At 37.4% G+C, this 22,028-nt stretch carries 22 protein-coding genes; 14 read left to right on the plus strand and 8 right to left on the minus strand.

From position 1 onward, the window contains the following. The first annotated feature begins 182 nt into the window (after nucleotides 1-182). From sfsA to radC, 3 genes are read left to right on the plus strand one after another with little or no spacing between them, the layout of a single operon-like run. Entirely contained in the window at nucleotides 183-899 is a 717-nt protein-coding gene (sfsA, locus tag ACFING_RS03245; RefSeq protein WP_375611922.1) for a DNA/RNA nuclease SfsA, read from the plus strand. After that, a complete protein-coding gene (map, locus tag ACFING_RS03250) occupies nucleotides 892-1,722 on the plus strand; it encodes a type I methionyl aminopeptidase (protein WP_375629859.1) in 831 nt (276 codons plus the stop codon). Before sfsA ends, map begins: the two co-directional genes overlap by 8 nt. Nucleotides 1,723-1,739: 17 nt before the next feature. Beyond that, nucleotides 1,740-2,534, plus strand: coding sequence for a DNA repair protein RadC (gene radC / locus ACFING_RS03255; RefSeq protein ID WP_375621267.1), 795 nt, complete (start codon nucleotides 1,740-1,742; stop codon nucleotides 2,532-2,534). Nucleotides 2,535-2,578: 44 nt separating this feature from the next. On the opposite strand, the gene ACFING_RS03260 is transcribed toward radC, so the two are convergent. The 4 genes from ACFING_RS03260 to ACFING_RS03275 form a co-directional block, all read right to left on the minus strand. Beyond that, on the minus strand, nucleotides 2,579-2,791 hold the full coding sequence (locus ACFING_RS03260) for a DUF3126 family protein (RefSeq protein WP_375621268.1): 213 nt from the start codon (nucleotides 2,789-2,791) through the stop codon (nucleotides 2,579-2,581). Nucleotides 2,792-3,409: 618 nt separating this feature from the next. Further along, on the minus strand, nucleotides 3,410-4,183 hold the full coding sequence (locus ACFING_RS03265; RefSeq protein WP_375611926.1) for an alpha/beta fold hydrolase: 774 nt from the start codon (nucleotides 4,181-4,183) through the stop codon (nucleotides 3,410-3,412). Next, a complete protein-coding gene (locus ACFING_RS03270; RefSeq protein WP_375621269.1) occupies nucleotides 4,180-4,692 on the minus strand; it encodes a DUF192 domain-containing protein in 513 nt (170 codons plus the stop codon). Before ACFING_RS03270 ends, ACFING_RS03265 begins: the two co-directional genes overlap by 4 nt. A 251-nt stretch (nucleotides 4,693-4,943) precedes the next feature. Next, the gene (locus ACFING_RS03275; protein WP_273791031.1) at nucleotides 4,944-5,519 is read right to left on the minus strand and encodes a cold-shock protein; all 576 of its coding nucleotides are present in this window, start codon (nucleotides 5,517-5,519) and stop codon (nucleotides 4,944-4,946) included. Between the two features lie 323 nt (nucleotides 5,520-5,842). Here ACFING_RS03275 and ACFING_RS03280 point away from each other — a divergent pair, with 323 nt between their 5' ends. From ACFING_RS03280 to ACFING_RS03300, 5 genes are all read left to right on the plus strand, one after another. Then, nucleotides 5,843-6,976 (plus strand): ABC transporter substrate-binding protein, encoded by a 1,134-nt coding sequence (locus ACFING_RS03280; RefSeq protein ID WP_273791030.1) that lies wholly within the window; start codon nucleotides 5,843-5,845, stop codon nucleotides 6,974-6,976. 114 nt (nucleotides 6,977-7,090) lie between these two features. Then, entirely contained in the window at nucleotides 7,091-8,167 is a 1,077-nt protein-coding gene (locus tag ACFING_RS03285; protein ID WP_375621271.1) for a branched-chain amino acid ABC transporter permease, read from the plus strand. Then, the gene (locus tag ACFING_RS03290; protein ID WP_375629862.1) at nucleotides 8,167-9,225 is read left to right on the plus strand and encodes a branched-chain amino acid ABC transporter permease; all 1,059 of its coding nucleotides are present in this window, start codon (nucleotides 8,167-8,169) and stop codon (nucleotides 9,223-9,225) included. Before ACFING_RS03285 ends, ACFING_RS03290 begins: the two co-directional genes overlap by 1 nt. Next, nucleotides 9,222-10,004 (plus strand): ABC transporter ATP-binding protein, encoded by a 783-nt coding sequence (locus tag ACFING_RS03295; RefSeq protein WP_375629865.1) that lies wholly within the window; start codon nucleotides 9,222-9,224, stop codon nucleotides 10,002-10,004. The genes ACFING_RS03290 and ACFING_RS03295 overlap by 4 nt, the downstream gene beginning before the upstream one ends. Continuing rightward, nucleotides 9,991-10,701, plus strand: coding sequence for an ABC transporter ATP-binding protein (locus ACFING_RS03300; protein ID WP_273791026.1), 711 nt, complete (start codon nucleotides 9,991-9,993; stop codon nucleotides 10,699-10,701). Before ACFING_RS03295 ends, ACFING_RS03300 begins: the two co-directional genes overlap by 14 nt. A 95-nt stretch (nucleotides 10,702-10,796) precedes the next feature. Here ACFING_RS03300 and gatA read toward each other — a convergent pair whose 3' ends face one another. Further along, nucleotides 10,797-12,281, minus strand: coding sequence for an Asp-tRNA(Asn)/Glu-tRNA(Gln) amidotransferase subunit GatA (gene gatA, locus ACFING_RS03305; protein ID WP_375629868.1), 1,485 nt, complete (start codon nucleotides 12,279-12,281; stop codon nucleotides 10,797-10,799). 31 nt (nucleotides 12,282-12,312) lie between these two features. Next, a complete protein-coding gene (gene gatC / locus ACFING_RS03310) occupies nucleotides 12,313-12,600 on the minus strand; it encodes an Asp-tRNA(Asn)/Glu-tRNA(Gln) amidotransferase subunit GatC (RefSeq protein WP_375621275.1) in 288 nt (95 codons plus the stop codon). Nucleotides 12,601-12,748: 148 nt separating this feature from the next. Here gatC and ruvX point away from each other — a divergent pair, with 148 nt between their 5' ends. Beyond that, complete coding sequence (ruvX, locus tag ACFING_RS03315) at nucleotides 12,749-13,228, plus strand: Holliday junction resolvase RuvX (protein WP_375629871.1); 480 nt, start codon at nucleotides 12,749-12,751, stop codon at nucleotides 13,226-13,228. Here ruvX and ACFING_RS03320 read toward each other — a convergent pair. Then, the gene (locus ACFING_RS03320; RefSeq protein WP_375621277.1) at nucleotides 13,213-14,832 is read right to left on the minus strand and encodes an acyl-CoA dehydrogenase family protein; all 1,620 of its coding nucleotides are present in this window, start codon (nucleotides 14,830-14,832) and stop codon (nucleotides 13,213-13,215) included. The two genes, ruvX and ACFING_RS03320, sit on opposite strands and share 16 nt — an antisense overlap. Nucleotides 14,833-14,957: 125 nt before the next feature. Here ACFING_RS03320 and ACFING_RS03325 point away from each other — a divergent pair, with 125 nt between their 5' ends. From ACFING_RS03325 to dprA, 4 genes are read left to right on the plus strand one after another with little or no spacing between them, the layout of a single operon-like run. Continuing rightward, nucleotides 14,958-15,923 (plus strand): aspartate carbamoyltransferase catalytic subunit, encoded by a 966-nt coding sequence (locus ACFING_RS03325; protein ID WP_375621278.1) that lies wholly within the window; start codon nucleotides 14,958-14,960, stop codon nucleotides 15,921-15,923. Beyond that, on the plus strand, nucleotides 15,920-17,221 hold the full coding sequence (locus tag ACFING_RS03330) for a dihydroorotase (protein ID WP_375629874.1): 1,302 nt from the start codon (nucleotides 15,920-15,922) through the stop codon (nucleotides 17,219-17,221). The genes ACFING_RS03325 and ACFING_RS03330 overlap by 4 nt, the downstream gene beginning before the upstream one ends. Nucleotides 17,222-17,232: 11 nt before the next feature. After that, on the plus strand, nucleotides 17,233-17,865 hold the full coding sequence (gene plsY, locus ACFING_RS03335; RefSeq protein ID WP_375629877.1) for a glycerol-3-phosphate 1-O-acyltransferase PlsY: 633 nt from the start codon (nucleotides 17,233-17,235) through the stop codon (nucleotides 17,863-17,865). Beyond that, on the plus strand, nucleotides 17,822-19,054 hold the full coding sequence (gene dprA / locus ACFING_RS03340; RefSeq protein WP_375629880.1) for a DNA-processing protein DprA: 1,233 nt from the start codon (nucleotides 17,822-17,824) through the stop codon (nucleotides 19,052-19,054). Before plsY ends, dprA begins: the two co-directional genes overlap by 44 nt. On the opposite strand, the gene ACFING_RS03345 is transcribed toward dprA, so the two are convergent. Next, nucleotides 18,984-19,190, minus strand: coding sequence for a hypothetical protein (locus ACFING_RS03345; RefSeq protein WP_005773510.1), 207 nt, complete (start codon nucleotides 19,188-19,190; stop codon nucleotides 18,984-18,986). The two genes, dprA and ACFING_RS03345, sit on opposite strands and share 71 nt — an antisense overlap. A gap of 264 nt (nucleotides 19,191-19,454) precedes the next feature. On the opposite strand from ACFING_RS03345, the gene topA reads away from it, so the two are divergent. After that, entirely contained in the window at nucleotides 19,455-22,028 is a 2,574-nt protein-coding gene (topA, locus tag ACFING_RS03350) for a type I DNA topoisomerase (protein WP_375621281.1), read from the plus strand.

Raw genomic sequence — 22,028 nt, forward strand, 5'->3', positions numbered from 1 at the left:
TAATAGTTTCTAAACCTAATAATAAATTTTAAAAGCCATTAAAGTGAACGATGGAATTTATAACAATTTATATAAGATATCGTAGCGTTTTTTACATCAATTTTATCTTTTTTAATAGGGAACAGCCCCTATAAATCATAATCTCAGTTGAATTATGAAATCATAAATCCTAAAAAAGGGATATGCACTTTATTCCCAAACTTTTTCCTGCAAAGCTTATCCGTCGTTATAAACGTTTCCTTGCGGATGTTCAACAAGATGATCAGCATGTCCTCACCGTGTCTGTACCTAATACAGGATCAATGCTTGGATTAACAGCTTTCAATACCAATATTTGGCTTTCTTATCATAACAACATCAAACGAAAATATGCCTATCAATTAGAAATTATTGAAGCCGATAATACTTTGGTTGGCATTAATACGTCTTTACCCAATAAACTTGCGTTAGAAGCAATTCAAAACGGATTACTACCAGAATTAAATGGATATAAAACAATTTTAAAAGAACAACGCTATGGGACACAATCACGAATTGACTTTCTTTTACGTGATGACATTCTTCCTGATTGTTACCTAGAAGTCAAAAATGTTCATTTTATTCGTCAGAAAGGATTAGCAGAATTTCCTGATAGCGAAACAAAACGTGGTGCACGTCACCTTGATGAGCTCATAGGAGTTGTACAACAAGGAAAACGAGCTGCTATGCTTTATATTATTCAACGAGAAGATTGCTCAGCTTTTACAATTTGTCATGATCTTGATCCACTCTATGGACGTAAGTTTGATTTAGCATTAAAATCAGGAGTAGAATGTTATGCTGTAAAGTGTCATGTAAGTGTAGAAGGCATTTTTCCGATTCAGAGAGTAAAAATAGAAAATAGAAGAAACAATGACTGAGTATATCGAATATAATAAAATCCCTTTAAAATTTAATGGAAAAATCCGCATTTTCGATGATTATGCTTTTGCTAAAATGCGTGAAGTTGGTCGTATTGCTGCAGAATGCCTTGATGCGCTTACAGATATTATTAAGCCGGGCGTTACTACGCAAGAAATAGATGATTTTGTATTTATTTTTGGAGCTAAGCGAGGAGCACTTCCTGCTGATCTAAATTATCATGGATACAGCCATTCATGCTGTACATCTATCAATCACGTTGTCTGCCATGGCATTCCCAATAAAAGACCTTTGCAAGAAGGTGATATTGTAAATGTTGATGTAACCTTTATCCTTGATGGTTGGCATGGGGATTCAAGCCGAATGTATCCTGTTGGAAAAATTAGGCGTGCAGCAGAACGCTTGCTAAAAATAACCTATGAAAGTCTTATGCAAGGAATCGCTGTCGTTAAGCCTGGAGCAACGACAGGTGATATTGGAGCAGCCATTCAACAGTATGCAGAATCTGAACGCTGTTCAATTGTGAGAGATTTTTGCGGACATGGTATCGGCCAACTTTTTCATGATGCTCCCAATATCCTCCATTATGGAAATCCTGGAGAAGGAATTGAATTAAAACAAGGTATGATGTTTACAATTGAGCCTATGATTAACCTTGGTAAACCACAAGTTAAGATTTTATCTGACGGTTGGACTGCTGTTACCCGTGACCGCTCTCTGACAGCACAATATGAACATACAATTGGTGTTACAAATGAAGGGTATGAAATATTTACACAATCTCCTAAAAATATTTTTTATATTCCAAATTCCCATACCTAACGCAATGTAGAGATGTTATGGCTAAAAAATTAAATCAAAAAGAAGGTACTCAAAGTAATCACTTTGCATTAACATCGAGTTTTCCACTCACCCCAGTATCAGAAAGAAAAAGTGAAGAGCCTCAGAAAAACGCACAGCTTCATAAACATTATCAAGGCCATCGTGAACGTCTTCGGAAGCGCTATTTAAAGTCAAAAGGAAATGCAATTGAAGATTATGAATATCTTGAATTATTGCTTTTTCGCACAATACCCCGTGCAAACACAAAACCCATAGCTAAAAATTTGATAGCACGTTTTGGTTCATTAGCTGATGTGTTGGGAGCGGATATTCACCGACTTCAAGAAATTCCAGGATGTGGTCCCGCCACTGCAGTTGATTTAAAAATTATTTCAGATGTTGCTGGACGTCTTGCTCGTGCGCAATTGTTTAAGCGCGATATTTTTTCATCATGGGATAAAGTGTTAGCTTATTGTAAAGCTGTTATGGCTCACGAAACACGTGAACAATTTCGTATTTTGTTTCTTGATAAGAAAAACGGCTTACTTGCTGATGAGGTGCAACAAACTGGAACCATTGATCATACCCCTGTTTATCCTCGTGAAGTTATTTCTCGAGCTTTAGAGTTATCCGCATCAGGACTTATCTTAGTCCACAATCACCCTTCTGGCGATTCCACACCCTCTAATGCAGATATAACAATGACATATAGATTAAAAGATGCAGCAAATGCATTAGGCATTATTATCCATGACCATCTTATTATTGCACGAAATAACCATACGAGTTTTAAAGCGTTAAAACTTATATAAATCTTATGGGATAAAAAAGACTTCATTCAACTATGAATAACGAATCAATTTTCTAAATCAATATCTAATATAGCCATTGAGAAATTATAGGAGAGCTCATCTTCATCTTCATCTCGATAGATAATGCCTAAAAACTCATCTCCCATATAAACCTCACAAGAATCACTCTTTTTAGGCCGTGCTCTGACTTGCAATGCTGAGTTTTGGAATATATTTTTAAAATAATTATCAAGTTTTTTTATTTCATCAGCATTCACTATGCTCTCCTGTTTTTTTGAAACGATTAAAATAATTGCGTGTCGTGCAAATAAGACACTCTTATGATTCTGTAAAGTCAGTAAAAAAGCATAATCTGAATATTTACTTAATATTACATATATTCACAACGTTCTTTATACATTCATAAAGAACGTTTACAAAAGGAGTCTATCATTATTAAATATACCCGTATAGATTAAAAAATGGCAAAAAAACTGTATATTTTTAATAATTTTACTTTATCTCCAATTTTAGCCTCTGTATTTAAAATGCATATTCGTAAGAATAAATTGATCAATAATTTATAATTTTGTTTATTTTATAAAAAATATAAATAAAAATATTTTTTTATTTAAAACTACATTTTTTAGCAAAAAATATTTATTACATCATTCGAAAATAATTCTTTTTAATAACCTTTAAAGTATAATTATCTAATCTTAGAAGAATTACGTCTCTGGAAAATATACAAAATAAGCTAATAAGAGTTTATTTTTCTTTTCATTTTTTATAAAAACTTACGTCACAACAAAAAGATTTTTTAATAAGCTTTTTTCAATTTATACGAAATAAAAATATTGGGTATTTCTGTAAATTCTAAAAGCTATGAAGAGTTCTTATTTTATAGGATAACGAGAAAGAAAATCGATAACGCCTTTTTTATAAACTTTATCGCCTACAGCAAGCATATGATCTCGATCAGGAATTGATAAAGCTTCACCACAAGGCAACAAGGCTGCCAATGGCTCTGCATCACCGCCAATTTCATCTAATGAACCAACGGCAACAAGTGCTGGTTGTTTGATTTTGTAAACTTCAGACGCCGTTAACTCCTGTTTTGATGTAATGATACAAGCAGCAAGAGCACGCCTATCGCTTTTCGTTTGATCTGCAAATTTACGGAACATTAAACCGCGCGTATTGGTAATAGTGGAAATATCTTCTGCTAAAAGGGCCTCAGCAACAGGCTCCCAATTTCCTGCTCCCGTCACCATACCAATACCTAAACCACCAAAAATAACACTGTGTACATATGTTGGATGCAAAAGAGCCATGAAAGCACTAATACGAGCCCCCATAGAATATCCCATAACATGGGCTTTAGATAACTCTAAATGCTGCAGTAACTTTACTGCGTCGCCAGCCATAGCTTGAGGTGTATAAAAGATAGGATCATAACTTTTAACTGAATCTCCGTGACCGCGATTATCAAGAGCAATAACACGATATCCTGCTTCAGTGAGAATACGAAACCAACCCGTTGCATACCAATTCACCCGTGCAGAAGATCCAAAACCATGGATCAACAAAATAGGCGCGCCCTGCCCTTCTTCTCGATAAGCAAATCGCAAACCATTATATTCAAAAAAACGAATATCTTCAGCGGTCATTTTTTATTGCACTTTCCACAAAGTACAGGATGAATAACACGTTGTCCTTTTTGTATCTTTTTTTTAGAAACTTCACCAGCGTTAATTTCAAGTGCAAAAGCTGCAGGAACTTCTGATGAAATGGTATTTGTTGAAAGTGGAGAAGTATTTTCAATAATCGATACAATAATTCCCTCAGAGTTTAAGAAAATCATATCTAAAGGTAAAGGCGTATTTGCCATCCACATAAAAATTTTCTGCTCATCTCCCGATCGAGAACTTTTTAGCTGCTTAAAGAGCATTGCACGATCGCGTGGAAAATCAGTTCGATACATTAAACCAGCTGCTGCTTGAGATGGCGTAAAAGCAATCTCTACCTTATAAAAAACCGGACCTTGCTTTGTATGTATTTCTAAAGGAACCGGATGCACAGGAATCTCTATGGGCTCCTTTGCTACAACAACACGCATATCTAACATAAAAAGCATCACCAATAAAACAATATGCCCCTTTTTAAAAGGCTTTAACATTCTTGTCTCCACCACAGAAAAATTTTAAATTTTGTTTCTAAAATAAAAAGTACCAGAGTTTAAAAGTCAAAAAACAAGAGGATTGCTTCCTTGTTATTTTCTAGTTTTTTTCAACGTAATATGCGAAATTTTCTTCATTTGGTTTATGGATTAACGAGAGCCATATTTTCTTTAAAAATCTACCTCTATAGCAATTTACGGAATAACCATCTTTAAAAATATAGAAAACACACTGATTTCACTCGTGAAATTCAATGCGTAGCTAAAGGAATGCCTATGTCCGGATAAATCTCTGCTGTCATTAAACCTTTTTCTCCTTTACCAAAACGTACAAGAACAACTTGGCCGGAACGAAGCTCTGCTAAACCAAAACGGCGCAATGTTTCCATATGAATAAAAATATCTTCTGTTCCTTGCCCTCGGCTAAGAAAACCGTATCCTTTGTCACGATTAAACCATTTAACAATTGCTCGTTCTAGTCCACTTTCTGGAGTAACAACAACATGGGTACGGGCAGGAACTTCTGATGGATGAATTGCTGAAGAACAATCTATGGATTTCACCTGAACGCACTTTAACCCTCGTTCAGTTTTTTCCACAGCACAAATGACTTTAGCTCCCTCTAAAGCTGTTTGAAAACCATCCCTTCGCATTACCGTAACATGCAATAATATATCTGGAAAATGAGGTAAATCAGGTACAATAAATCCATACCCCTTACTACCATCAAACCACTTAATGACACCACTGATTTCGATAATCTCCCCACAAGCACCTATACTATCCTCAGATGGGGAACAATCCTTTAATGCATCCTTACTCGTCATAATAACGTGATCCTGTAGCTTGTAAATTGTACGATATTGATTCTCTAGGTTTAAGTAAACATTGCTCTTGTATCAACACGCAAGCCCCAAGATAAGATTTCCCCACATTGTCGTATCTTCTATGTTAATGTCAGAGAATATCAACATGAATATTTATAAAACTATTTGATTGTACACTTTACATACCTTACAAGGAGTGCCCTACAAAAGAGGTCATATAAAAGTTTTTTTACATAATGATATTTTGATTAATGTGTAACTTGCATGATGAAGAAGTTCAATATAAGGTGGAAAAACGACAATTCAATTAAGGAAAATGCGCAATGCAATTGAAGAAAATCCTTACGATAATCGCAGCATTTATGGCATTTACAGCAAATGTTTATGCGAGTGAACCTATTAAGATTGGTGTTTATCTTCCATTAAGTGGTCAAAATGCATTTGGAGGTCAGCTTGAAATTAGAGGTATAGAATTAGCCCATAAAAAAGTTCCAGAAATTTTAGGACGTAAAGTGGAACTTGTTATTATTGATAATAAATCTGATAAAGTAGAAGCGGCTAATGCTGTTATGCGTTTAACAGCAAGTGAAAAAGTGAGTGGAATCATTGGTAGCTATGGTTCTTCACTTTCGTTAGCAGGTGGTGAAATATCTGAAAAGGCAAAGACTCCAACCATTGCAACGTCCTCAACAAGTCCCCTTGTTACACAGGGTAAAAAATATTACTTTCGTGCTTGCTTTATTGATTCCTATCAAGGAGTAGGAATCGCAACTTATGTAAGCCAAACTTTACACGCAAAAAAAGCTGCTATCCTTAAAGATATTTCAAGCGATTATGCCATTGGTCTTGCAAGTTATTTTACGCGTGCTTTCAAAAAATTAGGTGGTGAAGTTATCTCAAATTTAAATTATAATTCTGGAGATCAGGACTTTTCAGCTGTTCTCACGCAAATTATCGCCCAGAAACCTGATATCTTATTCATTCCATCTTACTTTTCTGAAGGTGCTATCATCATGAAACAAGCACGAGAATTAGGGGCGAAGTTTCAAATTATGGGGGGAGATGCTATGGATAATCCAGAAACCATTACGATTGCAGGAAAAGCTGCAGAAGGTTTCTTACATACGACACTTCCCTATAGTGAGGATATGCCAAATATGTCAGTAGCTGCGCAAGAATTCACAAAAGAATGGAAAAAAGCTTACCCAGACAAAGAGCCAAATATCAATTCTGTTTTGGGATACACGAGTTATATGATGTTCATGAAGGCTATTGAAAATGCTGGTAGCACTGATCGTGAAAAAATTACTATCGCACTTAGCCAATTAAAAGATTTTCCTACCCCCTTTGGGGATATGTCAATGGATGAAAATCATAACCCTAAAATTCCTATTGGTATCATTAAAATACAGGATGGAAAACGTGTTTATTTAGAAGAAGTTAAACCTGCTTTTTAATTAAAAAGTTTTACTTACTAAAATGCAAGAATTGGTTGAGGATTTTTTTCTCAACCAAAAACTTAGAAATTTCTTATTGTCCTATGTAAATTAACAAATGTGGAAGGATGAGAGATGAGCACTGAAATGTTCATCCAGTACTTTTTTAATGCACTGGCATTGGGATCTCTTTATGGGCTTATTGCTATTGGCTACACCATGGTCTACGGTATACTGAGACTCATTAATTTTGCTCACGGTGATATCTTTATGCTGGGAGCATACTTTGTTTTCTTTTCCACAATTGGCTTTATGCCTGCGTGGGCAGCTTTTCTTCTTTTGTTCCTTGCTGCTCTTGTTTATTATTCGGTCTTTATAGGCTTTAAAAGGCGTCCTCCAATTTATTGGATTGCTGCTTTTTTAATTCTTGCGCTAGGATTTGTTTATTATTTTAAAATTTCCCCGCAAGACTTTACACCGATTTGGGTTTTAGCTCTTTGTTTTTCCATTTTTATTACAAGTGCTGTGGGTGTTGCTGTTGATCAATTTGCTTATAAACCTCTACGCCATGCTCCGCGTATTTCGGCACTTATCGGTGCAATTGGTGTTTCTTTTTTTATTGAAAATCTTGCTACTGTACTCTTTAGTGGTGTTCCGAAAGGTGTACAACAGCCAGACTTTCTTGTAACACCATTTTTATGGCATCTAGGATCAGGAGCAGATGGTATCATCAGAATTGCTCCCATGTCTCTGATCGTTCCCTTTGTGTCATTAATTCTTATTTTATTACTGTTATGGATTATCCATAAAACAAAACCGGGTCTTGCTATGCGCGCAATCTCCCATGATATTGAAACAACACGTTTGATGGGTGTGTCTGTCAATAAAGTTATTGCGCTTACATTTGGAATAGGCTCAGCTCTTGCCGCCATAGCTGGCATTATGTGGTCTTTACGTTATCCTCAAATTCAGCCTTATATGGGTGTTCTTCCTGGTCTTAAAGCATTTATCGCTGCTGTTATCGGAGGTATTGGTTCGATACCAGGTGCAATGTTGGGAGGATTATTATTAGGGTTTATTGAAATTATGATTATCGCATTTTTCCCCGCGCTATCTGGATATCGAGATGCCTTCGCTTTCATTTTATTGATTCTGATTCTATTGATATTGCCCACAGGATTAATGGGTAAAAGAAATCAGGAGAAAATCTAATGGCAAAGTCAGCGACAACTGTTTTATCGTGTATAAGTGTTTTAGTTCTCATAGGTTTTTTATTTTATGCTGATAGCCATTTTAATGACTATACGCTTCGTATCATCAATCTGATTGCTATTAATGCGATATTGGCAATTTCGCTTAATTTGATTTATGGTTTCACAGGTATGTTTTCTCTTGGACATGCTGGATTTATGGCTATTGGTGCTTATGTTTGCGCAATTTTACTTCTTTCCCCTGAACAAAAAGAAATGATGTGGATTCTTGAGCCTATTGCTGAACCATTATATCATTTACAGTTACCTTTTTTTATCGCTGTTGTTATAAGTGGTTTGTGTGCTGCTGTTGTAGGTTTATTAATTGCTTTACCAATATTGCGTCTTGGTGGCGATTATCTTGGAATTGCAACATTAGGTTTTGCGGAAATTATTCGCATTGTCATTACGAACGCAACATCGCTCACAAATGGCTCTTTGGGAATCAAAGGAATACCTCAAAATGCAACATTATGGTGGAACTATGGTTGGCTAGCATTTACAGTTCTCTTTATTGTCCTCTTACTGCAAAGTAATACTGGTAACGTATTACGTGCTATTCGTGATGATGAAATAGCTGCGAAAACTATGGGAATAAATGCTTTTTTCTACCGTAGTTTTTCCTTTACTGTTGGAGCATTTTTTGCAGGTATAGGTGGCGCATTAATGGCGGCTCTTATTTCAACCATTGATCCCAAAATGTTTAATTTTCTTCTGACTTTTAATATTTTAATGATTGTTGTTGCTGGTGGTCTCGGTTCAATTACAGGGAGTATTATTGGCAGCATTATTATTACAGTCATGCTTGAATGGCTTCGTATTATTGAAAGTCCATTTGACTTAGGTTTTATACATATTCCAGAAACCCCAGGGCTTCGTATGGTTGTTTTTTCTCTTTTATTGCTGGTAATTATCTTGTTTTGGAGAAAAGGGTTAATGGGACAACGAGAATTTTCATGGAATGGAATTTATAGCTTTTTGACACGCAAAAAGCTTTCTAATACTGAGGGAAAGCTATGAACGACAATATCCTTTCACTCAATAATATTGTAATGCGTTTTGGCGGATTAGTTGCTGTAAATAATGTTAATATGGCAATTAAACGAGGAAGTATTACTGGATTAATTGGTCCCAATGGTGCTGGAAAAACAACAGTTTTCAATATGATTTCTGGATTTTATGCTCCTACAAGCGGCATCATTCTTTTTGATGAGAAAAAAATTTCTGGAGCGTCTCCTTATATTATCTGTAGAAGCCATATTGCCAGAACATTTCAAAATATTCGTCTTTTCTCAGGGTTAACGGTTTTGCAGAATGTTATGGTAGGAGCGCATGTTCGACAAAAATATCCTTGGTTTTTTTCAGCTCTCTTTTTTTCAAAAGCAATAAAAGAAAAGAAGGAAGTTTATAAAAATTCCTTGGAGCTCCTTGAACAGCTACAACTTGATCATCTTGCCAATCAATCGGCAACAGCTTTACCTTATGGTGTGCAACGACGTCTAGAAATTGCGCGTGCGTTAGCCACAAAGCCCAAATTGCTTCTTCTTGATGAACCTGTTGCTGGCATGAATCCACAAGAAAGTGAAGATCTTAGAAAATTCATAGCAAAAGTGCAAAAAGACTTTGATCTTACAATTCTTCTTATTGAGCACGATATGAAAGTGGTTATGGGGCTTTGCCAACATATTTTGGTTATGGAATATGGCTGTTGCATTGCCAGTGGTACACCAGATGAAATTCGTAATAACCCTAAAGTTATTGAAGCTTATCTTGGCGGAGATGTTTATGGATATTCTTAAAATAAAAAATCTTTATGTTCATTATGGCGCCATTAAAGCTGTCCAAAATCTTTCTATGTCCATAAAGCGGGGCAGTATTGTCACTTTAATTGGAGCCAATGGTGCAGGAAAAAGCAGTATTGTACGTTCTATTACAGGGCTTAATCGCTCTGTTTATGGAGAAATTACCTATAATGGCAAATCTATTATAAAAAAATCACCAGAAGAGATTTTGCGATTAGGGATTGCTCTAAGCCCTGAAGGACGACGTATCATGCCCCATCTCACTGTTTTAGAGAATCTTCATCTAGGTGCTTATATTCGTCACGATAAGCAGGGAATTTCCCGTGATATTGAATGGATATTTGACCTTTTTCCGCGCCTACGTGAAAGAGCAAAACAGTTGGGAGGAACAATGTCAGGTGGTGAACAACAGATGGTTGCTGTGGGCCGTGCACTCATGAGCAATCCTGATATGGTCATATTAGATGAACCCTCGTTGGGGTTAGCACCACTTCTCGTTCGAGAAATTTTTTCTATTATTCGAAAAATTAATGATATGGGAAAAACTGTTCTTCTTATTGAACAAAATGCATTTGCTGCACTTTCCATAGCTGACTATGCTTATATTTTAGAGGTAGGACATATTTTATTTCACGGTGAAGGAAAAACTATGCTCTCTGATTCGCGTGTTAAAGAAGCCTATCTTGGTGGGTAAGACTACGAATTAAGGAAATAGAGCTCATTCCCTCCACCTTTAAAAAAAGCATTTCTCATTAAGGATGAGAAATGCTCCTTTGTGAATTTTGACTATTACATCCACCATTTTTCTGCACTGAATATTCCTGCTTCTTGTTCAATAATATGCGCTATCTGAAAAATGACTTCTTCAGAAAAAGGTTTACCAATCAATTGCAATCCTAGAGGTAAACCATTTGATGACAGACCAGCAGGAACAGAAATTCCTGGTAAACCAGCCATATTGACTGGTACCGTAAAAATATCATTAAGATACATTGCTACAGCATCAGTTTTTATTTTTTCATCAGCAATACCAAAAGCAGGTGTTGGTGTTGCTGGTGTCAAAATAGCATCAATGCCTGAAGCAAAACATTGATCAAAATCACGTTTTACGAGTGTTCTTACTTTTTGAGCTCTTAGATAACAGGCATCATAATAACCAGATGAAAGGACATAAGTTCCCACCAAAATACGCCGCTTGACTTCATCACCAAAACCAACAGAACGCGTATTTTCATACATCTCAATGATGTCTTTCCCAGGCATGCGCAAACCAAAACGCACACCATCATAACGCGCTAAATTAGAAGAGGCTTCTGCAGGAGCTATAATGTAATAAGAAGGTAGAGCATATTTTGTATGGGGCAAAGAAATATCTTTAATCTCAGCACCTGCTTCTTTTAACCAATTTATTCCTTTTTGCCAAAGCTCAATAATTTCTGGAGACATTCCATCCACATGATATTCTTTTGGAATACCGATTTTCATTCCTTTGATTGATTGACCAAGATAACTTTCATAATCAGGAACTGGTAAATTGACGGAAGTAGAATCTTTTTCATCAAAAGAGGCCATTGATCTGAGTAAGATAGCACAATCACGAACATCTCTAGCAACAGGTCCAGCTTGATCAAGAGATGAAGCAAACGCGACAACGCCCCATCGCGAACAACGTCCATAAGTTGGCTTTATTCCCACAGTTCCAGTAAAAGCTGCTGGTTGACGTATTGAGCCACCTGTATCGGTTGCAGTTGCACCAGCACAAATTTGTGCAGCAACAGCGGCTGCGGATCCTCCCGAAGAACCACCGGGTACGAGTTTTTCATTTGAGCCTTTTTTTCTCCATGGACTAATAACGGGACCATAATATGATGTTTCGTTGGATGAGCCCATAGCAAACTCATCCATATTAAGTTTTCCTAACATCACAGCACCATCTTGCCATAAATTAGCCGTGACAGTTGATTCATAGTGCGGTTTAAAACCATCAAGGATATTTGAACAGGCTTGAGTATGAACACCATAGGTTGCAAAAAGATCTTTAATCCCCAAGGGAATTCCTTCCAAAAGCCCTCCCTGCCCTTTCGCTAAGCGACTGTCTGATTCAGCAGCCATTTTCATTGCCTGTTCTGCTGTTATTGTTACATAAGCATTCAAAACTGGATTAGCTGATTCTATTGCTTGTAAATAAGCTTCCGTTAATTCTGTTGCTTTGAGATTTTTCTTTATTAAAGCATCACGAGCTTGCGCAATTGTGAGAGTTGTTAAATCAGTCATATTGGTTCTCAAATTTCAAAAATATAAAAAGTTACTCAACAATTTTTGAGACAAGAAAAAAATTTTCTTCTGTAACAGGGGCATTGGCTACAATATCTTCTGCTTTATCGCCATCTGTAACAGTATCTTCACGCATTCGTAGAGTCATCGGCATCACAGATGTTAATGGCTCAACTCCACTGACATCAACTTCATTCAATTGCTCTACAAAACCTAAAATAGCATTGAATTTTTTTGTCACAGGTTCTATCTCATCATCGTGGAGGGCAATCCTTGCTAAATGTGCTATCCGCTTGACTGTCTCTTGATCAACAGACATACTCTTTACGCCTTTCTGCTTTTTTGTTTATTTATTTGATCTTTATTCTGGCTATACAAGGCTGCACTTGTAAGTGCAAGAATATTAGATAACATGAATAAAGAATATAACTATAGATCTGAAACATTAAAAAACGTATTATACCTTTATGACTGTTATTAATATAGATGAAGTTATAAAACATCTTTTGCCTAGACAAACAATAGCAGGCTTAGATTTAGGGACAAAAACTATCGGAATTGCGATTTCTGATAGGGGGCTGACTGTCTCAAATCCGCGTCCTGTACTACAGCGAAAAAAATTTACAGAAGATGCTTACAGACTTATTAAAATTTTTGACCGTGAAAATGTAGGCGTTATTATCATTGGCTTACCTCTTAACATGAATGGAAGCAGTGGCTCTCGTGTTCAAGCAACCAGAGCTTTTGTGAGTAATATGAAAGCTTATACAAAAATTCCATTTGTTTTTTGGGACGAACGTTTATCAACAATTGCTGCGGAACGGTCTCTTTTAGAAATGAATGTATCGCGCGCTAAAAGAGCAAGCCGTATTGATTCAGCAGCCGCCGCTTTTATATTGCAAGGTGCTCTCAATAGAATTCAAAACTTTCATCATATGGAAGGATAGAGAACATTGAGCAAATGCCCTGCATTATATCGTGCAATGAGCATCCCGTAAGAAGATCTCCATTGTCCCCCAAGGCGGCTTTCCATATAGGCATTCGCAACATGTTCTATGTCTGTAGAACGTAATGCTGCTGCTGCTGCTGCATAAGCTACTTGTTCAACAAAAAATCTTCCTGCACCTTCATTTGCTGATGCCATATCACCTGCTGACTTAATAATTTCAATTGCTCGGGGTCCTGCTGGTCCAATATCAAGAGCAATTTTTTCCAACAATTTCTGAAACAATCCCGGTGCTTTTTCAGCAATAAGAATGGCATCCTTTACCAATTGATTAGCAGAACTATTTCTCACAATCCGCGCAGGCCCATTATGCAACATTTGTGATAATGGATTATTCTCTATAAAACTTTCAATACCAAGTTGTGCGATAATTTCACCAATAATAGGCACAACCAATTGACTTACATGATAAGCAATAATAGGTGTCATAATGCGGGCAAAAGCTGCTTCAGAACGGTCATTTGCTGCATTGTCAAATGCTCTCGCTAAACGTAAAACCAATGCTTGTGAGGCAGCTATATCTAATGCAATATCTGCAAAAATACGTTCTGTCAGTGGAGGTAAAGGCTGATTGGGCATTTTTTTCCGGAAAAAATCCATACCAAATTGAAGAGCCGCTCGTAAAACACCTGCCGATATGACAGATTGATCGAAACGCATCATCGTCTCGATATCTTTAATAACTTTAAGCCCTTCTCCAGCATTTCCCAAAAGCCAGCCATAACTGCCTTGGAAGTCGACAACCCCCTCTGGTGTTAAAAGTTCTCCAGAACGCTGAATTAAATGACGAATCGATATAGATCCATTTAATGCGCCATTTTCTTGTATGCGTGGAATAAAAAAACAACTTAAATGACCATCTAAATCTGCACTAACAAGATATCCGTCAGCGGTAGGATTAATAACGTTGGTTTTTACAACATTTAAACGATATAGATCACGTTCCATACTTTCATCGAAAGAAATTTTCTTAACACTTGGAAAATTGAAAGCGTATTTTTCAATATCGTCAAATGCACAAGTTAGAGAAGCAGCCTTTTTATGATGAATAGGTTTTGATGAGGAATCATATTGGCGTGATAAAAGTACATTTTGCCATTTTTTGAAGAGCTCGATATCACTAATTAAAACAGCAATAGCTGCACTCGTTATGATAACTTCATTCAAATGTCCTGTTTCTAAACCAGCAGATAAAGCTAAACGAATCGCACGCGCTTGATAGCGTACTCCATTTTCTGAGCTCGTATTTTCCCAAAGCGAGGTAACCAAACCTGCTTGTCTAGAATATTGTTGAAGAGCTTGATAGGAAGAATGGATCTCTAATCTTTCTGTTGGTTGCCCCCATTCATCATTATAGCATAGTAAAGGCTTATAATGATTCGCTAAGCAAGAAAGTTTCCATGCTTCTCGACTCGCGGCAAAATCCCCTATTTCTTCAAAACTTGCTAACAAAAACTTAGGCAAAGTAGAAGCAATACGAAACATAAGCGTATCGCTAAGAAATGTATTTTTTCGACGAGTATTTTGCGCAGATACAGCACTCATAGGTATATTCCTACATTCAAATCATTCATATCATAGACTATTTGTCTTTTTAGAGTTAAGAAACATTTATCATATTCAAACAAATGCTTGTTTAACCTGTTTAGAGAGAGATAAAGAAGAATGCTATGATGCAAGATAATTTTTTCCCACTTTTCCCTCATCAACATCTTTTAGCTATTAAAGATCTGAGTGTACAAGATCTTAATACATTGCTTGATCGTGCAGAAGCAAATATTATCCTTTCTAACAAAATTGATAAAATAAAATCTACTTTGCATGGACGGACTCAAATTAATCTCTTTTTTGAAGCCTCTACGCGAACACAATCTTCTTTTGAATTAGCGGGTAAAAGGCTAGGTGCACACGTGATGAGTCTTGCGATCGGCAACTCATCTGTAAAAAAGGGAGAAACATTACTTGATACTGCTACAACTCTCAATGCGATGAAGCCCGATATACTGGTTTTTCGCCATAACAGTGCAGGAGCGGCAGCTTTATTAGCGCAAAAAGTTGATTGTTGTGTTATTAATGCGGGTGATGGTGCCCACGAACATCCAACCCAAGCTTTATTAGATGCTCTAACCATTAAAAGGGCAAAAGGTCGTATTGAAGGATTAACTGTTGCGATTTGCGGAGATATCTTACACTCGCGTGTTGCCCGTTCCAATATCCTGTGTCTCAATGCTTTGGGTGCTCGTGTTCGTGCTGTTGCTCCCTCAACACTCTTACCTGCAGAAATTGCTCATATGAGTGTTGAGGTTTTTAACACGATGAAAGAAGGTCTTAAAAATGCTGACGTTATCATGATGTTGCGCTTACAGCATGAACGGATGACAGGCTCTTTTATTCCTTCTACGCGTGAATATTTCCATTATTTTGGCTTACATAAAGAAAATTTAGCCTATGCCAAAAATGATTCTATTATTCTGCACCCTGGACCAATAAACCGTGGTGTAGAGATTGCATCCGATATAGCAGATGGACCACAAAGTATGATTCAGACACAAGTAGAAATGGGAATTGCAGTGCGTATGGCTGTCATGGAGGCTTTATTAGATTCACGCACAAAGATCAGTGGAGAAAAAAAATGATAAAACCAATTGTTTTTCAGAATGCTCGTATTATTGATCCTTCGCGCGCAATCGATGAAATTGGTACAGTTATTGTTAAAAATGGACGAATTATAGCCGCTGGAAAAGAAGCTCTGAATCAGGGATTCCCTGAAGAAGCAGAAGTTATTAACGCACAAAACAAAGCAATTCTCCCTGGACTTGTTGATGCGCGCGTTTTTGTTGAAGAATTAGGGAATGAACATTGTGAAACAATTACATCAGCAAGTTACGCGGCCGCAACAGGTGGTATTACTTCCTTTCTTATGATGCCAAACACGCATCCAGTTATTGATAATGTAGCACTCGTTAAATTTATTACGCATACAGCACAGGAAATGTCATTGGTCAATATTTATCCCGTTGCTTCAATCACACAAGGTTTCAACGGACAAGAAATAACCGAATTTGGTTTGCTCAAAGATGCAGGAGCCGTTGCTTTTAGTGAAGGAAAAAAAACACTTCAAAATTCATCTGTTATACGGCGTGCAATGACTTATGCACGTGATTTTGATGTTCCATTGATACATGAAACGCAAGATAAAGATCTTACAGGGCAAGGTGTGATGAATGAAGGACTGCTTGCCAGTTGGCTTGGTCTTTCTGGCATCCCTCGCGAAGCAGAAGTTATTCCACTTGAAAGAGATCTGCGATTAGCAGTATTAACGCAAACACGTTATCACGCCGCTCAAATATCAACAGCACTCTCTGTTGATGCACTCCGTTTAGGTAAAAAACGCAGTGAGAAGATTTCAGCGGGTGTATCTATTAATCATTTATCTTTCAATGAAAATGACATTGGACAATATCGCACCTCTTTTCGCTTAATGCCCCCATTGCGTACAGAAGAAGACCGTATAGCAATGATTGAAGCAATAAAGGATGGGACTATAGATGTTATTGTCTCTTCTCATGATCCTCAGAGTATCGACAAAAAACATTTACCATTTAATGACGCGGCAGTTGGCGCTATTGGTATGGAGACCTTATTGAGTGCAGCTTTACGCCTTTATCATGATGAGAGCCTATCTCTTCTACGGATAACGGAACTTTTGTCAACGGCGCCTGCAAAGCTCTTTGGACTCAATGCAGGAACACTCAAAAAAGGGGCTCATGCAGACCTTATTGTGGTTGATCTTGAAGAACCATGGATTGTTTCGAAAGAGAAGCTCTATTCACGTTCAAAAAATACCCCTTTTGAGAATGCACGTTTTCAAGGACGCGTGATCCAGACTTTTGTGAAAGGGAAAAACGTTTTTAAACTTGATCAACAAACTTAATGAGATTCTTAATGAATGAAGCAGAAATATTTTTTCAATCCACTCCATGGTTTATTTTCCTCGTATCTTATCTCATTGGCTCGATTCCATTTGGGCTTCTTTTTACGAAATTGTTCAAAATTGGTGATATAAGAACAATCGGTTCCGGCAATATTGGAGCAACAAATGTTTTACGAACAGGAAATAAAAAGCTTGCTGCTCTAACACTTCTTTGTGATATGTTGAAAGGAACTATCGTTGTTTTCGTTATAAAGTTTTTTAGTGATCCGCTAGACAATAGTATCCTTGTTTCTCTAGCAGGCTTTTTTGTTTTCTTAGGACATCTTTTCCCCGTATGGCTTAAATTTAAAGGTGGCAAAGGTGTTGCTACCTATCTAGGGGTCTGCTTAGGGACCTACTGGCCCGCAGCAATTATTTTTATTATTGTATGGAGTGCGATTTTTCTCCTCACACGCTATTCTTCATTATCCGCACTCGTTGCTGTTATGATCACGCCGATATTTGTTTTTTATTTTTCCGATTCTTATTTCTGTTGTATGCTGATTGCGATGAGCATATTTGTGTTCATAAAACATTATACAAATATCGGTAGATTATTAATTGGGGAAGAAAGTAAGATTGGTACGCAAAGCGGAGATAAATAAAGGAATCCTACTTACTGATCATCAACGTCTAAGCTGGTTACGGTTATTGCGCAGTGAAAATATTGGAGCTGTTAGTTTTCGCAATCTCATTGATCATTATAAAACAGCAGAAAATGCTCTGGCAGCACTGCCAGAGCTTAGTAGAAAAGGTGGTGGTTCTGTATCTATTAAAATAGCAAGCTTAGAAGATGCAGAAAAAGAAATGCAAGAAGCTGAAAGATTAGGTGTTCGGTTTATCGGTATGGGAGAACCAGATTATCCAGCTTTTCTTAAGGTTACAGAAGCCCCTCCGCCGCTTATTGCTATCAAAGGTAATGTTTCAATTTTTCAAAAAACTTCTATTGGAATTATAGGTTCTCGAAATGCTTCAGCTGCGGGAAAAAAGCTTACGGCTCAATTTGGGCGTTTTCTCGGAGAAGCAGACTTTGTAACAATTTCTGGGCTCGCTCGTGGAATTGATAGCGTTGCGCATCAAGCAAGTTTAAAAACAGGAACTGTTGCAGTCATGGCGGGAGGAATTGATCATATCTATCCTCCTGAAAATAAAAAGTTGCATGAAGATATTATTGCCAACGGTGGAGCCATCATCAGCGAAATGCCCATTTCTTGGAAGCCGCGTGCTATCGATTTTCCAAGAAGAAACCGTATTATTGCAGCTCTATCACTTGGTCTCTTGGTTGTAGAGGCAGCCCTGCGCTCAGGGTCCTTAATTACCGCACGTCAAGCAGCTGAAATGGGACGGCTAATTTTTGCCATTCCCGGTTCTCCACTTGATCCAAGATCTGTTGGTACAAACAATCTTATCAAAGACGGTGCTCTACTCACCACACATCCTTCTGACATTATAGAAACACTTACGCCATTAATTTCACCGCTTCCAAATTCGCAACTCAATTTTTTTGAGGAACCATCCTCTTTACAACTTGAAAAGGAGAATTTTAATTTAGCAGATGAAAAAAACAGCGATCTCTCTTTAGCAGATGATGATGCAGCACGTGCAGCAGTTCTCTCCGCTCTTTCAACAACGCCAATCGATTTAGACACACTCAGTATCCACTCAGGTGTTTCACTCCCAGCTCTCTACCTCTTGTTGGTAGAACTCGACCTTGCTGGAAAGCTTATTCGACACTCTGGTGGTTGTGTGTCATTGTCGAATCTTGATCTTCCCCAAGAGCCTCAGCACTATTAATAATGCTTTGCCCTTCTTTGGCAACCATATCCAAAAGCAATGCTAAAAGCGGACTGTGCGCCTGACGTGCCATCTGATTCATTTGCTTTGACATGTCTGTAATATATTGGATAACTTTTAAATGATTTATAAACATAATCCTCTATCCTTGAGCATTTCCCCTCCTACCTCTCAATAGACGTTATCTTAGTATTTCGCCGTATGTTTTTGTAATAACAGTGGAAAATAAATCGTGTAATTCTATATAGGGTGTACTCTAATAATAACAATCATAAGTTGTACAATATTCATGTTTTTTATATGGCTAATATTTTTTTATGTGCTCTTAAGCAATTGGCATTAGCTATTCGCGTAAAAGGCGTTTATAAAAAAATTTTTATTTCAATATTTGGGTAAAATTATGAATATCGTTATCGTTGAATCTCCAGCAAAAGCAAAAACAATTAATAAATATCTTGGGTCTCAATACAAAGTTGTCGCATCATTTGGACATGTTCGTGATTTGCCTGCAAAAGATGGTTCTGTTTTACCGGATCAAGATTTTTCTATGAAATGGGATATAGATTCTGCTGCCGCTAAACGTTTAAATGAAATAGCAAAAGCCGTTAAAGAAGCTGATAGCCTTATATTAGCAACAGACCCTGATCGTGAAGGGGAAGCTATTTCATGGCATATTCTGGATGTTCTTCGTCAAAAAAAAGTTTTAAAAGATAAACCTATTAAAAGAGTTGTCTTCAATGCCATCACCAAAAAGTCTGTGCTTGATGCTATGAATAATCCACGTGATATTGATACATCCCTTGTCGATGCTTATCTTGCACGTCGTGCTCTCGATTATCTCGTTGGTTTTACACTTTCACCTGTTTTATGGCGTAAACTCCCTGGTGCGCGTTCAGCAGGACGCGTTCAATCGGTTGCTTTGCGTATTATTTGTGATCGTGAATCAGAAATAGAACATTTTATCAAAGAAGATTATTGGTCCATTACAACACAGTTAAAAACCATCCGAAATGATAGTTTCCAAGCAAGATTGACAATGTTTAATCAAAGAAAAATAGGCAAGCTTGATATTCAATCTCAAGAACAAGCAGACCAAATTCGCTTTATGCTGGAGAAAGCGCAATATCATACACTCAGTGTTGAAGCAAAACCTACAAAGAGAAATCCTTTTCCTCCATTTACGACCTCTACACTACAACAAGCAGCTTCTTCAAAACTAGGTTTTTCAGCTTCTCGCACTATGCAAATTGCCCAAAAGCTTTATGAAGGCATTGAAATTAATGGTGAAACGGCAGGGCTTATTACTTATATGCGTACCGATGGTGTGCAGATAGCACCAGAGGCTATTGATTCAGCACGAAAAGTTATTCATGAAACTTTCGGAAAAGACTATATTCCTGAAAAGCCACGTTTTTATTCAACAAAGGCAAAAAATGCACAGGAAGCACATGAAGCGATCCGCCCAACAGATTTTCAACGCAATCCTAGTCAAGTCCGTAATTTTCTCGATAGCGATCAAGTAAAGCTCTATGATCTGATATGGAAGCGTGCCATTGCCAGCCAAATGCGCTCTGCTGACATTGAACGTACAACCGTTGAAATTGAAGCACAGCAAGGAGAAGAGCGTGCAAATCTACGGGCAACAGGATCTGTTGTTCGTTTTGATGGCTTTATTTCCGTCTACACGGATCAACGAGACGAAGAAAATAATGAAGAAAATGAAACAACACGTTTACCACAAATAAACACTGGTGAAGCACTTACAAAAGAAAAAGTTGAATCTGTACAACATACCACAGAGCCCCCTTCTCGTTATTCTGAAGCTTCATTAATTAAAAAGCTTGAGGAGTTAGGAATTGGTCGTCCTTCAACTTATGCATCCACATTAGCGACATTGTGTGACCGTGGATATATTGTCATTGATAAACGAAAGCTTATTCCCGATGCCAAGGGACGTATTGTTACAGCCTTTCTTGAAAATTTTTTTAATCGCTATGTAGAATATGGTTTCACAGCAGATCTTGAAGAAAAGCTGGATCTTATCTCTGATGGCAAACTTTCTTGGAAAGACGTATTGCGAGATTTTTGGGATGGATTTAATGCATCTATTAGCAATATCCAAGAACTCCGTATAACCAATGTTCTTGATGCTTTAAATGTAACATTAGCACCTCTCGCCTTTCCTGAACGCGAAGATGGAAGTGATGTGCGTTCCTGTCCTCTTTGTAAAAATGGTCAATTATCATTAAAACTTGGGCGTTATGGTGCTTTTGTTGGCTGTTCCAATTATCCCGAATGTAAATACACACACCAACTTGGTACAGATACTGGAGAAGAGAATGAAGCTGTACGCAATGATGAACCTGTTATACTTGGTATTGACCCTGAAACAGGAAAAGAGATCTCTCTTCGTAATGGCCGGTTTGGTCCCTATATTCAACTTGGTGAAAGCAAAGAAGTTAAGCGTGCAGGATTACCAAAAGAATGGCAGGCAGAAAATGTAACCCTTGATAAAGCCTTGGCTTTACTATCCCTTCCCCGTGAAATTGGCATTCATCCTGAAACCGGAAAAACAATCACGGCTACGATTGGACGATATGGTCCCTATCTTAGCCATAATGGAAAATCTGCGCGCCTTCTTCATGCAGATGAAGTTTTTGATATTGGTATCAATCGCGCTGTTACAGTATTAGCAGAACAACAAGAAAACAAAACCAGGCAAAGCAGAACAACACCTGAAGCATTGGCAACATTAGGAGAGCATCCCGAAGGAGGAACCATTACCGTGCGCAACGGGCGTTATGGTCCTTATGTCAATTGGGGTAAAATTAATGCAACATTGCCAAAAGATAAAGATCCCATTAGTGTAACACTTCCAGAGGCACTAGAACTTATATCGGCTAAAGCATCGAGTAAAAAAACAACTTCAAAAAGAGCTTCTTCTAAAACAAAAGCAAAAATAAAAGAGACATAA

This window comes from Bartonella sp. AP150HLJHH, from assembly GCF_042196385.1.
In the GTDB taxonomy this organism is placed as follows: domain Bacteria; phylum Pseudomonadota; class Alphaproteobacteria; order Rhizobiales; family Rhizobiaceae; genus Bartonella.